Source organism: Alcaligenes faecalis (genome assembly GCF_041521385.1).
GTDB classification, from domain to species: Bacteria; Pseudomonadota; Gammaproteobacteria; order Burkholderiales; family Burkholderiaceae_B; genus Alcaligenes; species Alcaligenes faecalis_E.
Map to the genome: position 1 here is coordinate 2,944,852 of NZ_CP168006.1, position 13,195 is coordinate 2,958,046.

Genomic DNA, 13,195 nt, shown 5'->3' on the forward strand with positions numbered 1-13,195 from the left:
TCATGAATTTTTTGTATCGCTACGCCTCCCCTCAAAACTTCTACGTCCTGGCTGGACGCATTGTGCCTTGGGCCGCTGTGTTGGCCCTGCTGCTGTTTTTAGCAGGGGCTTATGTGGGCTTTTTCCTGGCCCCAACTGATTTCCAGCAAGGCGAAGGCTACCGCATCATTTTTCTGCATGTGCCCGTGTCCTGGATGTCCATGCTGATCTACCTGGCCATGGGCTTCTGGTCCTTGATCTGCCTGGTTTTCAATAGCCGCACCGCCGCCATGATGGCCGCCGCACTGGCGCCGACCGGGGCGATCTGTACGGTCTTGTCTTTGGTGACCGGTGCGTTGTGGGGCAAACCCATGTGGGGGGCCTGGTGGGTTTGGGATGCCCGTCTGACCTCCGAATTGTTGCTGCTGTTTTTGTATATGGGTTTCATGGGCTTGCGCGGAGCGATCGACGACCCGCGCCGGGCGGACAAAGCGGCCTCCATTCTGGCCTTGGTCGGGGTGGTCAATGTGCCTGTTATCTATTTCTCGGTGCAATGGTGGAACACCTTGCATCAGGGGGCTTCGGTATCGCTGACCAGCTCGCCTTCCATGGCGACCGTCATGCTGACGGGTATGTTGCTGATGAGTCTGGCCATGTGGTGCTACAGCATTGCCATCGCACTGTATCGGGTGCGTAATTTGATTCTTGAACGTGAGGCGCATACCGCCTGGGTTCGCAACTTGACGGAGGGCTGATGATGCATTGGTCGAGTGTGGGCGATTTTTTCGCTATGGGCGGCTATGCCGTGTATGTATGGGGTTCGGTGCTGGCCTGTACCGTATTGTTGCTGGGCGAAGTGCTCAGCGTACGGGCAGGACGGGCACGCGCCTGGCAACGGGTGCGTGATGAGCGCGCTCTGGGAGAGCAGCGTCATGACTAAGCGACAGAATCGTCTTGCCCTGATTCTGGGCGCTTTAGTGGTATTGGGAGTGGCAACAGCCTTGGTCCTGAACGCCTTTCAAAGCAGCCTGGTGTTCTTTTTCACCCCTACTGAGGTTAGCCAGGGGCAAAGCCCTGAAAACCGGACTTTCCGGGTGGGCGGCATTGTACAGATGGACAGCATTCGCCGTGGTGGAGCCCAAGGCATGGCCGTGAATTTCGTGGTGACAGATGGTGCGGCCCAGGTGCCCGTCAGTTATACGGGGATTTTGCCGGATCTGTTTCAAGAGGGGAAAGGCGTGGTGGCCCAAGGCCGCCTGAACGAGCAGGGCCATTTTGTGGCGGAAGAGGTGCTGGCCAAGCATGATGAAAACTACATGCCGCCCGAGGCCATGCATGCCATGGAGCAGGCCGAGCGTGCCAAACAAGGAGCCCAGCCATGATCCCGGAACTTGGGCACTTTGCCCTGATTTTGACCTTTGTGCTGGCGCTGGCCCAAGGCATTGTGTCTTTATACGGGGCCTGGCGCGGCAATCTGGCCTGGATGGCGTTTGCACGCCCTGCAGCACGCTGGCAATTCGGTTTGGTGGCGTTTAGCTTGCTGTGTCTGGCTTGGTCCTTTGTCAGCTTTGATTTTTCTGTGGCCTATGTGGCACAGAACTCCAGCACCAAATTGCCTTTGTTCTACCGCATTGCCGCGGTATGGGGCGGGCATGAAGGCTCGCTCTTGCTGTGGATGTTCATGCAAACGGGCTGGGCGTTTGCCGTCAGTGTTTACTCGCGCTCCCTGCCCGAAGCCATGCTGGCTCGAGTGCTGGGTGTATTGGGGTTGATCACGGCTGGTTTCCTGTTGTTTGTCCTGCTCAGTTCCAACCCCTTTGAGCGCATGTTTCCGGTGCCGGCTGAAGGTTTGGACCTGAACACGCTCTTGCAAGATATTGGTCTGATTATTCACCCGCCCTTGCTGTATATGGGCTATGTGGGTTTTTCGGTGGCCTTTGCCTTTGCCATTGCTGCTTTGCTGGCAGGCCGTCTGGATGCTAGCTGGGCACGTTGGTCGCGTCCTTGGACAACCTCGGCCTGGTTGTTTTTGACTCTGGGTATTGCCGTAGGTAGCTGGTGGGCTTACTACGAACTGGGGTGGGGTGGTTGGTGGTTCTGGGACCCGGTGGAGAACTCTTCCTTTGTGCCGTGGTTGGCGGGTACCGCCTTGATTCACTCTTTGGCGGTCACGGAGAAGCGCGGCAGCTTCAAGAACTGGACCGTGTTGCTGGCAATCAGCACCTTTTCTCTGTCTATTTTGGGCGCTTTCCTGGTGCGTTCCGGTGTGCTGACGTCGGTGCATGCTTTTGCAACTGATCCGGCCCGTGGTGTGTTCATTTTGAGCTTGTTTGCCGTCATTGTTGGCAGCTCCCTGATTCTGTTTGCCTGGCGTGCACCGCGTGTCGGAGCAGGTGGGCAATTTGCCGTGGTGTCGCGCGAGTCCTTGCTGCTGGTCAACAATGTTCTGCTGGTTGTGGTGACGGGCACGGTATTGTTGGGGACCTTGTATCCCCTGATTATGGATACGCTGGGACTGGGCAAAATCTCGGTAGGGCCGCCTTATTTCAATAAAGTGTTTGTCCCTTTGATGATTCCGGCTCTGGTCTTGATTGTTTTTGGTGTGCTGGCGAACTGGAAACGGGCCAATCTGCTGGATCTGGTGCGCCAACTGGCCTTGGTGATTGTGTTCAGCGTCGTGTTGGGTGCCGCTATTCCTTTGCTGTATGGGCAATGGCAGGGCACTGCTGCCTTGGGGGCGGGACTGGCCGTGTGGATTGTGCTGGGCAGCTTGTTCGATGTGGTCAAGCGTGTGCGCGCCACGCGTTCAGGTGTGTTCTCGCAACCACGTAGCTGGCTGGGGCAGCATCTGGCGCATATGGGGGTGGCGGTGTTTGTCCTGGGCGTGACCATGGTCAGTCATTACGAGACAGAAATCGACGTCCTGTTGCAGCCTGGACAGACTGCGCCGGTCGGCGCGTATGACGCGCGCTTCCAAGGTGTACACATGGTGCCTGGCCCGAATTACTCCGCTGAGCGTGGCACGGTGGAGCTGTTGCAGGATGGCAAGGTGGTAGCCACCTTGTACCCGGAAAATCGCACTTACCTGTCCTCGGCCCTGCCCATGACGGAATCGGCAATCCATACCAATGGCTTGCGTCATATCTACGTGGCATTGGGCGATAACTATGACCAAGGCGTCTGGAGTGTACGCCTGTATTACAAACCGCTGGTGGACTTTATCTGGCTGGGTTGTTTGCTGATGGCCTTGGGTGGCGGACTGGCGATCAGTGATCGACGCTATCGTGCCAAGCAAACCCGTACCGCTGTGCAGAGCAAGGCCATAAATACGCAGGTGCAGGCATGAACCGTTTTACCGTTCCTTTGATCGGCTTTGTGCTGTTGTTGGTGTTTCTGGGGATTGGTCTGACCTTGAAACCCAGCGAGGTGCCTTCGCCCTTGGTCGATAAACCGGCCCCGGCGTTCAGCCTGCCTCAATTGCACAATCCCGAAGCCAGTTTTTCGGGGGAGCAAATGAAAGGTCGTGTCTGGCTGCTGAACGTATGGGCCTCCTGGTGTTACCCGTGTTTGACAGAGCATCCTTTCATCAAGGAGCTGTCCACCAAGCACAAGGTGCCCGTGGTGGGTTTGAACTACAAGGATGTGCCCGAGGAGAGCCGTGAGTGGTTGCTGCGCAATGGCAATTCTTACGAGGTGTCCGTTATGGATCGGGACGGGCGTGTGGGCATTGATTTCGGTGTGTATGGTGTGCCGGAAACCTTTGTGATCGACAAGCAGGGCATTGTGCGTTTCAAGCACATAGGCCCCGTGTCGCGTGAGTCCATGGAGGAAACCTTGTTGCCCTTAATTCGTCGTTTGGAGCAGCAGCCATGATGATGCGTCAATGGATGGCGGCGCTGGTCGCCAGTGTGTGGTTCTTGCTACCGTCTGCCCAGGCCCAGTCGGGGGCGCAAGGAGCGCAGGAGTCGGTGATGCTGGAGATTGCGGCTGAGCTGCGTTGTCTGGTGTGTCAGAACGAGTCTATTGCGGCGTCGCGTGCCGAGTTGGCCGTGGACTTGCGCCATCAGATCATGGAACAACTGGACCAGGGCCGCACCCCGGATCAAATTCGTACGTATATGGTGGACCGCTACGGCGATTTCATCTTGTACCGTCCGCCTTTTAAAGCCACCACTGTGCTGCTTTGGGTGGGGCCAGCCTTGTTGCTGCTGACCGGTTTTCTGGTTTATGCCTTTACCTTGCGTCGTCGACGCCGTGCAGGTGATGACACGGCCCTGACGGATGAGCAGCGCCGCCAAGCCGATGCGCTCTTGCAAGGTTCTTCTCGGGATGAACAATCGTGACTATTGTTTTTTATATTGTGGCCGCGCTGCTGGTCTTGGTGTGCGCGCTGTATTTGATGTTGAGCGTCAAGCGCAAACCCGCCTTGCAACGTGTGGTGGAACACAAGCAGGCCAATCTGGCGATCTTGCGCGAGCAGTTGAAAGAAATTGAGCGAGACAAGCAAGCGGGTGTGTTGTCTGCTCAGGATTTCGAGCAGGCGCAGATGGATTTGCGCCAGCGTGTACTGGAAGAGAACGAGGGGCTGAAAACGGAAGCGGTGCAGCAAGCCGGTGCACCCAAGCTGGCCTGGACCTTGATGATCAGCATTCCGCTGGCGGCCATTGCCTTGTATTTTTATCTGGGTAACCCGGTGATGCTGGATCCTGCCGCCGTGCAACAGCAGGCCAACGCGCAGCCCGTGGATATCGAGGCCATGGTGGCCCGCTTGGAGCAGCGTCTGAAAGAAAACCCGGATGATCCAGCCGCCTGGTTGATGATGGCCCGCTCGCACCGTTACTACGGTCGTCATCAGGAAGCAGCAGAGGCCTATGCCAAAGCCATGCCAGTCGTGGACGGAGATCCGACCGCACTGGCTGAATATGCCGAATCCATGCTGCTGGCTGGAATTGACACTTTGGATGGTTTGCCCGGCCGTTTGGTCAAACGCTCCCTGGACCTTTATCCGGAAGAGCCCTTGGGCCTGATGCTGGCAGGGGCTGCCGCCCTGCACAGGGAGCAGTATCCCGAGGCAATCGATTACTGGCAGCGTTTGCTGGCACAATTTCCGGCGGATTCGGAAACCGCCAAAGTGGTGAATCAGGGCTTGCAATTGGCGCGTGAGCGTATGCGTATGCCAGCGAACCCGGCACCGGAATCTGCCACGGCCCCTTGATATGGAAATAGTGTCTTTGGATTTGGGCTTGATCGCCCTGGTAACGGCGTTTCTGGCGGGGATGGCTTCGTTTCTGTCCCCCTGCGTCTTGCCCTTGGTTCCCGGTTATTTGTCTTATCTGGCCGGGGACGGGCAGGTGTATACGCAGGTCAAGCGCAGCCAGCTACTGGGTCGCAGCGTTTGCTTTGTGGCTGGTTTTTCACTGGTTTTTATCGCCTTGGGAGCCAGTCTTTCCTACCTTGGCCAACTGTTGATGGCCTATCGCTATGAGTTGAATGTGGCGGCAGGTGTCATGGTGGCTTTAGCGGGTTTGAGTGTGATGGGTGTGCTGCGCATGCCCATGAGCCTGCAACGCTACTATCGCTTTGAATCCGGTAAAGCGGCGGGTCCAGGTGGCGCGATGATCATGGGGCTGGCCTTCGGTTTTGGGTGGACCCCCTGTATAGGCCCGATTCTGGCAGGCATTTTGATGATGGGCGCCAGTACGGCCAGCGCGGGCAAAGCCAGTATCTTGTTGTCCGTTTATGCCTTGGGCCTGGGCGTCCCTTTTATTCTGGCCGCCTGCTTTTTGACTCCATTCTTGCAGCGCATGACGCAAATCAGGAAGATCGGGCGCTATGTGCGCTGGGGCGCGGGTCTGGTATTGATTGTGATGGGCTGGGCCATGGCAACTGGGGAACTGGCGCGTTTTGCGATCTGGGTCCTCAAAACGTTCCCGGTTCTAGGGCAACTGGGCTAATAGGCGTCAGTATTTGCCTGCCATAAACGCGGTGCTTGCCCCGTGCTCAGAAAGCACCGCATTATCATTTCACAGTCACATTGCCGCCAACTGAGTGTCCGTCTTGCACTTCACGGCGCAGCAACTCACGTTTGCGGTCGATGCCCCAGCGGTAGCCGGCTAGATCGCCATCGCGCCGTACGACACGGTGGCATGGGATGGCGACGGCTATGTGGTTGTTGGCGCAGGCCTGGGCCACGGCGCGCACTGCTTTGGGCGAACCGATGCGTGCAGCGATCGCGGTGTAGCTGACGGTGGTGCCTGGCGGGATCTCGCACAGTGCGCGCCAGACACGTTCCTGGAAGGCCGTGCCTTGCACATCCAGCGGCAGGTGCAAGCCAATTGATGGGGTTTCGATAAAGCCGACGACTTGGGCGATCAGTTGCTCGAAATCCCCGTCGCTGCCGATGATATCGGCTTTGGGAAACTGGTCCTGCAAATCGCGTACCAACTGCTCGGGATCATCGCCCAGCAAGAGGGCGCAGATGCCGCGTTGGCTCTGGGCGACCAGAATGGCTCCCAATGAACACTGGCCCACTGCGAAACGGATAATCGCACCGGCACCGCCGGCCCGGTAGTCGCGTGCTCGCATGCCCAATAACTGTTCAGAGGCTTCGTAAAAGCGGCTGTTGGAGTTAAAGCCGCTGTCGTAGATCGCATTGGTGATGGACGTGTCTGGGCGGCTCAGTTCCTCGCGCAGTCTGCGAGCGCGATAGGCCGAGCTGTATGCCTTGGGTGTCAGGCCCGTTTCCGCTTTGAAAAGCCGGTGGAAATGAAAGGGGCTCTTACCGACTTCGGTGGCCAGCTCGTTCAGCGATGGCTGAGTTTCCGACGTCTCGATCAGGCGGCAGGCGCGTGCGACGATTGCGGCTCGTTCGGCTGCCGCACGGGTCTGATCGCCATGGGCGCGACGGCTGCAACGGTAGCCCGCTGCTTCAGCGTCCTGGGCTGAATCGAAAAATTCGACATTCTTGCGCTTGGGAAGCCGCGTTGCCGAACTGGGCTGGCAGTACACGCCTGTGGTGCGTACCGCATAGACAAACTGACCGTCGGCAGCGGGGTCTCGTGCTTGCACGGCTGCCCAGCGCTGATCCTCGGTTTCGTAAGCACGCTTTTTAGTCATGAGGCATATGTCCTGACATCATTCATTACGAAGCCAGAATACGCTGCTCTTGCATCGCAAGCACTCCGATTCTTGCGACCAATATTGGCAGGCTAGGCTGACACCAGGTCGAGATCGGATAGCTACTGCGGGTATGCCTATGCTAAGCAAGGCATTGATGGAAAAAGGCCGGTTGATACCGGCCTTTTTCGTGCTGCAGCATGGCGTTCATGAACGCTGCGGCATGCTTACAGGGCACTGGGGGTGTAACCCGCTTCTTCAATCACTTTCAGAGCTTGCACGCTATCCAGACCTTGAACAGTAACCTGATGTTTTTCCAGATCCGTGCTGACGGTAGCTTGGGGGGCAACAGCCTGAATGGCTTCGGTGATGCTGCGCACACAGTGGCCGCAGGTCATGTCGGGTACGGAGAAGGTGGACATACTGACTCCTTTGATAAAAACAATGGAGCCAGCTTAAGGCTTGCCACGGGGGCAAGGTCAAGGGCTGTGTGTTTTAAAACAGGGCAGGCGACATCAGGCGGATCTGATCAAGCTCGGGATTGCCCAGCCATTGAATCTGGCTGCTGGCCAAGCCTGGGCCCGATTCCTTGTTTTCCACAAAGGCACCGTAGGAGAGGGTCTGCTTTTGGGTGTCCAGTAGCACGACGTAGCGGGAGCTGGTGCAGTCATGGGGCTTGCAACCCTGGAAAACCTGGTAGTCGCGACCATCCAGAGACACGGTCTCGCCTGGCGAAGCCGTACCGAAGTCTTTCACCCAGCTAGCGTTTTTGGCGATGTCCTGCATCAGGCTCTGATACTGCTGGGCCACTTGTTTGTTGGACTTGGCCAGGTCAGCCAGATAAACGGATTCCGAGGATTGTGCGTTGCTCAAAAAAGGAGTGAGCAAGGCGCTGCCAAGGACAAGACGGCAAAGAGAATGGGAAATACGCATGGGATCTCCAATAACAACGCGAGCTGCCAGTTTAGCAGTGGGTCTGACGCAGTATTGTTAACAAAATCAAGGAAAACGTGCATAAACGGCTATCTCTACAGTCGTTATAGTGCTTATCCGTCCAGGGAGTTGGCACGGTGCCTTGTTGCCCGTCAATGACCAGGACAGTTAAGGGGTGTAGGTAAAAACCACAGCTTGTCAGCAAAATTGTTTGATAACTAAACTATTTATAAATGAATGGTTGGCATAGTTGAATTAGTGTTTCGATTTGCTGTGCATCTTAGATAAAGACAGCCTATAAGCGCGGTGGCGCAAGGAGATAACATGAAACGTATTGCATTGACCGTGGCGTTGGCTGCGGCTTTTGGTGGTTCTCTGGCTCATGCCGATACCATCAAAGTGGGGATGGCAATGGATACATCCGGTCCGTTTGCGGCCGTTGGGGGCGAGGTTCGCGATGGCTTCAACCTGGCCATCAAGCAATTGGATGGCAAGCTGGGCGGCTTTCCTGCCGAGTTCATTGCACAGGATATGGCCGGTAATCCGGATCAGGCCCGCCAATTGGTCAATCGTTTCGTGCAACGCGACAAGATCGACTTCTTTACCGGCCCTGTCGGCTCTAACGTCGCCCTGGCGGTTGCTCCCGCCTTGTTCTCGGCCAAAGTGCCTTACCTGACCAGCAATCCGGGCCCTAGCCAGTTGGCCGGTGCCGGTTGTAATCCGTACTTCTTTGGTGTGTCCTACCAGAACGACGCCTTTGACGAGGCCGCCGGTAAAGTGGCGGCGGATCGCAACTACGAGAAAATGTTCATCATTGCCCCTGACTATCCAGCCGGCAAAGATCACCTGAACGGCTTCAAACGGGGTTATGGAAAGCCTGTTGATAATGAGCTCTACACCAAGCTGGGCCAGATCGACTACTCGGCTGAATTGGCACAGATCCGCGCGGCCAAGCCTCAGGCTGTGTTTTTCTTCCTGCCCGGCGCCATGGGCATCAATTTCATCAAGCAGTTCGTGGCTGCTGGCCTGAACAAGGATGTGGTCTTGCTGGGCCCCGCTTTCTCGGGTGACGAGGACATCATCCCCGCCGTGGGCGAGCCTATCCTGGGCATGTTGAACACGGCCCAGTGGTCGCCTGATTTGGATGTTCCTGCCAACAAGACCTTTGTGGAAGAGTTCCGCAAAGCCTACGACGGCCGCTATCCATCGGTTTATGCTGCTCAGGCCTATGACGTGATTCTGGCTATCGACGCCGCCGTCAAACAGGTCGATGGCAAAGTGTCTGACCGCGAAGCGGTGCTCAAGGCATTGAAAGCTGCCGACTACAACTCGGTTCGTGGCCCCTTTACCTACGGCAACAACAATTTCCCCATTCAGGCTTACTACCTGCGTGAGGTGGTCAAGGATCAGGACGGACGTCTCGTAAACCGTATGGTCAGCAAGGTGTTTGACTCCTACCAGGACGTCTACGCCAAAGATTGCAAACTTAATTAAGATTCACAGGTGGTAAAAGCATGTCGCTCATTCTGATTAGCGAGCAATTGCTGAATGGTTTGCAGTTTGGTTTGATGTTGTTTCTGATTGCCGCCGGCCTGACTTTGGTCTTTGGCATCATGGATATCATGAACCTGGCCCACGGCTCCCTCTATATGGCGGGAGCCTATGTGGCCGCGGAAACCATGCAGCGCACAGGGTCCTTTACCGCCGCCATTGTGGTGGCGGTGGCAGTGACAGCCCTGGTCGGTATTGCCTTGGAAATTCTCATTCTGCGCAAGCTGGTCACTCGTGATCACCTGGCTCAGGTATTGGGAACTTACGCCGTTATTTTGATCGCCAATGACGTGGTCAAAATGATTTGGGGCCCAACCCCCGTTATGTTGAATATGCCTGCCTTGTTGTCAGGGCCGGTCGAACTCTTGCCTGATTTCCTCTATCCTGCCTTCCGTCTGATGATTATCGCGGTCGGTCTGGTGGTGGCACTGGCTCTGTATGCCTTCGTGACCAAAACCCGAGCCGGGGTGCTTGTGCGGGCAGGTGCATCCAACCGACAAATGGCGACCCTGATGGGGGTTCGCGTGCCGATCCTGTTCTTGGGGGTATTTACTCTGGGAGCCGCTTTGGCTGCGCTGGCCGGTGCCTTGCTCGGGCCGATTACGGCGGTTCAGATCGGTATGGGCGAGGACATTTTGATCCTGGTCCTGGTGTGTATCGTCATCGGCGGCATTGGTTCGATTCGTGGCGCGTTTGTAGGCGCCTTGCTGGTGGGGATGGTCGATACTGCTGGCCGAGCCTTCCTGCCCATGTTGCTGCGTAACGTCTTCCCGGCGGATGTGGCTTCCAGTGTCGGTCCTACGATTGCTGCCATTTCGATCTACGTCCTGATGGCTGTTGTTCTTGTTTTCCGTCCTTCGGGCCTGTTCCCGGCGCGAGGTTAATGTATGTCTACTTCGCGTATTTTTTCGGCCCTGGTGCTGGTGGTCTTGTTGGCTTTCCCCTTGATTGCACCGCTGTACGGGCTTGAGTTCTATATCTCCTTTGTGCGCCGTATCTTTATCTACGCCATGGCAGCGACTGCCTTGAATCTGGTGCTGGGTTATGGCGGAATGGTGGCTCTGGGCCATGCTGCGTTCTTTGGCGCAGGGGCCTATACCGTGGGCATTTTGGCCACAGAAGGTGTGCAAAGCGGCCTGATCACCTGGCCTGCCGCCATGCTGATTTCCGGTTTGTTGGCTTTCCTGACTGGTGCCGTGTCGCTGCGTACTCGTGGTGTGTACTTCATCATGATCACGCTGGCGTTTGCGCAGATGATCTTTTATCTGTTCATCTCCTTGCGGCAGTACGGAGGCGAGGACGGCCTGAACATGTACAGCCATTCCTCCTTGCCGGGTATTGATCTGGGCAATGAACTGAGCTTTTACTATTTGGTTCTGGCTCTGTTGCTGGCAGTCTTGTTCCTGATCAACCGTCTGGTTAATGCCCGTTTCGGACAGGCCTTGATGGGCACGCGTGAAAACGAAAGCCGCATGACGACCTTGGGCTACCCTGTCTACCGCATTCGCTTGACGGCCTACACCTTGAGTGGCGCCATCATGGGGCTGGCCGGAGCTTTGCTGGCCAACCACAACCTGTTTGTCTCCCCCAGTCTGATGAACTGGACTCAGTCCGCTGACCTGATCATCATGGTGCTGGTGGGTGGTATCGGTTTGCTGTATGGCGGTGCCCTGGGGGCGTTTGTGATGTTGGTGCTGGAAGAGTTGCTGCGCAACTGGACCGAGTACTGGCACATGCCTTTGGGTATTTTATTGCTGCTGGTGGTGTTCTTTGCCCCCAAAGGCTTGGTCGGATTGGTGCGTGTCCGCTCGGTCGCTGATCCAGCTACTACCGCCAAGGAGCAAACATGACGAATACGATAGCAGCGACCTCCAAGGCAGGCAGTGGCTCGGCCGCCTTGCAAGCCCGTGGTTTGATGAAGCGATTTGGCGCTTTGCAGGCCACCAATGATGTGTCTCTGGATCTGGTGCCCGGTGAAATCCATGGTTTGATCGGCCCGAACGGCGCCGGCAAATCCACCTTGATTCATTTGCTGTCGGGCACTTTGAGCCCGGATTCTGGCCAGCTCTTGCTGGGCGGGCGTGACGTGACGTCCTTGTCGGGTCACGAGCGTGTTGCCGCCGGTCTGGCGCGCTCCTTCCAGATCACCAATATCTTCAAGAACTACACGGTGCTGGACAATCTGGTCCTGGCTTTACAGGCATGCAGTGGTAGTAGTTTCCGCTTCTGGCGTGCTCGTCAGGCGGAAACCGAGCTGTACGAGCACGCCCGTGAGCTGGCCGCCGAATGTGCTATTAATGCATCGCTGTTGCACACTCAGGCGGGCGTTTTGCCACATGGTGAGCAGCGCAAGGTGGAATTCGCCCTGGCTTTGGCCAGTCGTCCGCAAGTTCTGCTGCTGGATGAGCCGATGGCCGGGATGGGGCCGGACGAAACGCTGCGTCTGACTGAACTGATTGAAACCATGCGTGGCAAAGCCACCATGTTGTTGGTCGAGCATGATATGGAAGCCGTTTTCCGTTTGGCTGACCGGATTTCTGTGCTGGTGGCGGGTCACATCATTGCTACGGGTACGGCTGCCGAAATCCGTGATAACGAGGCTGTGCGTCAGGCTTATCTGGGCGACGATGACACGCCAGCTCCAACCAAGGTGGAAAGCCATGCTTGAAACGACTCAATTACAAAGTGGCTATGGCGCCAGCCAGGTGCTGTTCGGGGTAGATCTGTCCATTCGGAGCGGACAGGTGGTGACGGTGTTAGGCCGCAATGGCATGGGCAAGACCACCTTGCTGAAAACCATTCTGGGCCAGTTGCCGGTGCGCGGTGGGGATGTGAAGTTTGATGGCCAGTCCATTGCGGGCTGGAATCCGGACCGTATTGCCCGGGCCGGGATTGCCATTGTGCCCGAAGGGCGCCAGTGCTTTCCTAACTTGACAGTGGCTGAGCATTTGACGGCGTTTGTCGGTAACCGTAATCCTCAAGCCAGCAAAGCCTGGACGCCCGAGCGTGTCTATGAGTTTTTCCCGCGCTTGCGTGAGCGCGCCTCCAATATGGGTAATCAGCTCTCGGGTGGTGAGCAGCAGATGCTGGCCATCGGTCGTGCGCTGGTCACCAACCCCAAATTGCTGATTCTGGATGAGGCCTCCGAGGGCCTGGCGCCCAAGGTGCGTGAAGAAATCTGGAACTGTCTGGCCGTTCTGCGTGAAGAAGGGCAGACCATCTTGCTGATCGACAAGTATGTCGAGCGGCTGATGGCCTTGTCGGATCACCACATTATTCTGGAACGGGGCAAATTGGTCTGGCAGGGAAATTCCGAAGCATTGGGAGCGGATCGCACCTTGTGGACACGTTATTTGGGCGTGTAAACAGCACAATTTGCAACCATTCGGAGGTGCCGTCTGCTCGATTGCAGGCGGCATTTTTTATGCGTCTCGTCAAGGCGCTATAGGGGAGTGTGGCAGAGTAGTTGCACTTTCTTCTGAAAGTTCCCTAAGCATCTCCGGAAAGATTCTTTCCTTGCGATGTATCAATGTGTAATGAAATGGCATTCCTTACGATGTCCATAAGGCCAGCAGGGTTATGGGTCCTACCCGGACTACTCACTGGCAGGAAGCTC

16 protein-coding genes are annotated in these 13,195 nt (G+C 56.6%); 13 read left to right on the top strand and 3 right to left on the bottom strand.

Features of this window, described 5'->3' with window-relative positions; translation table 11 throughout:
* Nucleotides 1–2 precede the first annotated feature (2 nt).
* From ccmC to ACDI13_RS13260, 8 genes are read left to right on the top strand one after another with little or no spacing between them, the layout of a single operon-like run.
* The gene (gene ccmC, locus ACDI13_RS13225; RefSeq protein WP_316990934.1) at nucleotides 3–734 is read left to right on the top strand and encodes a heme ABC transporter permease CcmC; all 732 of its coding nucleotides are present in this window, start codon (nucleotides 3–5) and stop codon (nucleotides 732–734) included.
* Nucleotides 734–919 (top strand): heme exporter protein CcmD, encoded by a 186-nt coding sequence (gene ccmD / locus ACDI13_RS13230; RefSeq protein ID WP_230019015.1) that lies wholly within the window; start codon nucleotides 734–736, stop codon nucleotides 917–919. The genes ccmC and ccmD overlap by 1 nt, the downstream gene beginning before the upstream one ends.
* The gene (ccmE, locus tag ACDI13_RS13235; protein WP_316990935.1) at nucleotides 912–1,361 is read left to right on the top strand and encodes a cytochrome c maturation protein CcmE; all 450 of its coding nucleotides are present in this window, start codon (nucleotides 912–914) and stop codon (nucleotides 1,359–1,361) included. Before ccmD ends, ccmE begins: the two co-directional genes overlap by 8 nt.
* Nucleotides 1,358–3,325, top strand: a complete 1,968-nt coding sequence (locus ACDI13_RS13240; protein WP_316990936.1) for a heme lyase CcmF/NrfE family subunit — start codon at nucleotides 1,358–1,360, stop codon at nucleotides 3,323–3,325. The genes ccmE and ACDI13_RS13240 overlap by 4 nt, the downstream gene beginning before the upstream one ends.
* Nucleotides 3,322–3,852 (top strand): DsbE family thiol:disulfide interchange protein, encoded by a 531-nt coding sequence (locus ACDI13_RS13245; RefSeq protein ID WP_316990937.1) that lies wholly within the window; start codon nucleotides 3,322–3,324, stop codon nucleotides 3,850–3,852. Before ACDI13_RS13240 ends, ACDI13_RS13245 begins: the two co-directional genes overlap by 4 nt.
* Complete coding sequence (locus ACDI13_RS13250) at nucleotides 3,849–4,322, top strand: cytochrome c-type biogenesis protein (RefSeq protein ID WP_316990938.1); 474 nt, start codon at nucleotides 3,849–3,851, stop codon at nucleotides 4,320–4,322. The genes ACDI13_RS13245 and ACDI13_RS13250 overlap by 4 nt, the downstream gene beginning before the upstream one ends.
* Nucleotides 4,319–5,194: a c-type cytochrome biogenesis protein CcmI gene (gene ccmI / locus ACDI13_RS13255; protein ID WP_316990939.1), complete on the top strand. Its 876-nt coding sequence runs from the start codon at nucleotides 4,319–4,321 to the stop codon at nucleotides 5,192–5,194. Before ACDI13_RS13250 ends, ccmI begins: the two co-directional genes overlap by 4 nt.
* A 1-nt stretch (nucleotide 5,195) precedes the next feature.
* Nucleotides 5,196–5,933, top strand: coding sequence for a cytochrome c biogenesis protein CcdA (locus tag ACDI13_RS13260; protein ID WP_316990940.1), 738 nt, complete (start codon nucleotides 5,196–5,198; stop codon nucleotides 5,931–5,933).
* Between the two features lie 64 nt (nucleotides 5,934–5,997).
* On the opposite strand, the gene ada is transcribed toward ACDI13_RS13260, so the two are convergent.
* The 3 genes from ada to ACDI13_RS13275 all read right to left on the bottom strand — a co-directional run bounded on the left by ada (nucleotide 5,998) and on the right by ACDI13_RS13275 (nucleotide 8,028).
* Complete coding sequence (gene ada, locus ACDI13_RS13265) at nucleotides 5,998–7,095, bottom strand: bifunctional DNA-binding transcriptional regulator/O6-methylguanine-DNA methyltransferase Ada (RefSeq protein WP_316990941.1); 1,098 nt, start codon at nucleotides 7,093–7,095, stop codon at nucleotides 5,998–6,000.
* A gap of 227 nt (nucleotides 7,096–7,322) precedes the next feature.
* Nucleotides 7,323–7,517, bottom strand: coding sequence for a heavy-metal-associated domain-containing protein (locus ACDI13_RS13270; RefSeq protein ID WP_316990942.1), 195 nt, complete (start codon nucleotides 7,515–7,517; stop codon nucleotides 7,323–7,325).
* A 73-nt stretch (nucleotides 7,518–7,590) separates the two neighbouring features.
* The gene (locus ACDI13_RS13275; protein WP_316990943.1) at nucleotides 7,591–8,028 is read right to left on the bottom strand and encodes an Ivy family c-type lysozyme inhibitor; all 438 of its coding nucleotides are present in this window, start codon (nucleotides 8,026–8,028) and stop codon (nucleotides 7,591–7,593) included.
* A 324-nt stretch (nucleotides 8,029–8,352) separates the two neighbouring features.
* On the opposite strand from ACDI13_RS13275, the gene ACDI13_RS13280 reads away from it, so the two are divergent.
* The 5 genes from ACDI13_RS13280 to ACDI13_RS13300 are packed head-to-tail and all read left to right on the top strand — an operon-like array spanning nucleotide 8,353 to nucleotide 12,944.
* On the top strand, nucleotides 8,353–9,522 hold the full coding sequence (locus tag ACDI13_RS13280; protein ID WP_316990944.1) for an ABC transporter substrate-binding protein: 1,170 nt from the start codon (nucleotides 8,353–8,355) through the stop codon (nucleotides 9,520–9,522).
* A gap of 20 nt (nucleotides 9,523–9,542) precedes the next feature.
* On the top strand, nucleotides 9,543–10,463 hold the full coding sequence (locus tag ACDI13_RS13285; RefSeq protein ID WP_094195639.1) for a branched-chain amino acid ABC transporter permease: 921 nt from the start codon (nucleotides 9,543–9,545) through the stop codon (nucleotides 10,461–10,463).
* Nucleotides 10,464–10,466: 3 nt separating this feature from the next.
* Nucleotides 10,467–11,429 (top strand): branched-chain amino acid ABC transporter permease, encoded by a 963-nt coding sequence (locus ACDI13_RS13290; protein ID WP_316990945.1) that lies wholly within the window; start codon nucleotides 10,467–10,469, stop codon nucleotides 11,427–11,429.
* A complete protein-coding gene (locus ACDI13_RS13295; protein ID WP_316990946.1) occupies nucleotides 11,426–12,247 on the top strand; it encodes an ABC transporter ATP-binding protein in 822 nt (273 codons plus the stop codon). Before ACDI13_RS13290 ends, ACDI13_RS13295 begins: the two co-directional genes overlap by 4 nt.
* The gene (locus ACDI13_RS13300; protein ID WP_316990947.1) at nucleotides 12,240–12,944 is read left to right on the top strand and encodes an ABC transporter ATP-binding protein; all 705 of its coding nucleotides are present in this window, start codon (nucleotides 12,240–12,242) and stop codon (nucleotides 12,942–12,944) included. The genes ACDI13_RS13295 and ACDI13_RS13300 overlap by 8 nt, the downstream gene beginning before the upstream one ends.
* Nucleotides 12,945–13,195 lie beyond the last annotated feature (251 nt).

What these genes read in the sequence shown, in the direction of transcription:
- ccmC (WP_316990934.1), top strand. Translation starts at nt 3, where the DNA reads ATGAATTTTTTGTATCGCTACGCCTCCCCTCAAAACTTCTACGTCCTG.
- ccmD (WP_230019015.1), top strand. Translation starts at nt 734, where the DNA reads ATGATGCATTGGTCGAGTGTGGGCGATTTTTTCGCTATGGGCGGCTAT.
- ccmE (WP_316990935.1), top strand. Translation starts at nt 912, where the DNA reads ATGACTAAGCGACAGAATCGTCTTGCCCTGATTCTGGGCGCTTTAGTG.
- ACDI13_RS13240 (WP_316990936.1), top strand. Translation starts at nt 1,358, where the DNA reads ATGATCCCGGAACTTGGGCACTTTGCCCTGATTTTGACCTTTGTGCTG.
- ACDI13_RS13245 (WP_316990937.1), top strand. Translation starts at nt 3,322, where the DNA reads ATGAACCGTTTTACCGTTCCTTTGATCGGCTTTGTGCTGTTGTTGGTG.
- ACDI13_RS13250 (WP_316990938.1), top strand. Translation starts at nt 3,849, where the DNA reads ATGATGATGCGTCAATGGATGGCGGCGCTGGTCGCCAGTGTGTGGTTC.
- ACDI13_RS13260 (WP_316990940.1), top strand. Translation starts at nt 5,196, where the DNA reads ATGGAAATAGTGTCTTTGGATTTGGGCTTGATCGCCCTGGTAACGGCG.
- ada (WP_316990941.1), bottom strand. Translation starts at nt 7,095, where the DNA reads ATGACTAAAAAGCGTGCTTACGAAACCGAGGATCAGCGCTGGGCAGCC.
- ACDI13_RS13270 (WP_316990942.1), bottom strand. Translation starts at nt 7,517, where the DNA reads ATGTCCACCTTCTCCGTACCCGACATGACCTGCGGCCACTGTGTGCGC.
- ACDI13_RS13275 (WP_316990943.1), bottom strand. Translation starts at nt 8,028, where the DNA reads ATGCGTATTTCCCATTCTCTTTGCCGTCTTGTCCTTGGCAGCGCCTTG.
- ACDI13_RS13280 (WP_316990944.1), top strand. Translation starts at nt 8,353, where the DNA reads ATGAAACGTATTGCATTGACCGTGGCGTTGGCTGCGGCTTTTGGTGGT.
- ACDI13_RS13285 (WP_094195639.1), top strand. Translation starts at nt 9,543, where the DNA reads ATGTCGCTCATTCTGATTAGCGAGCAATTGCTGAATGGTTTGCAGTTT.
- ACDI13_RS13290 (WP_316990945.1), top strand. Translation starts at nt 10,467, where the DNA reads ATGTCTACTTCGCGTATTTTTTCGGCCCTGGTGCTGGTGGTCTTGTTG.
- ACDI13_RS13295 (WP_316990946.1), top strand. Translation starts at nt 11,426, where the DNA reads ATGACGAATACGATAGCAGCGACCTCCAAGGCAGGCAGTGGCTCGGCC.
- ACDI13_RS13300 (WP_316990947.1), top strand. Translation starts at nt 12,240, where the DNA reads ATGCTTGAAACGACTCAATTACAAAGTGGCTATGGCGCCAGCCAGGTG.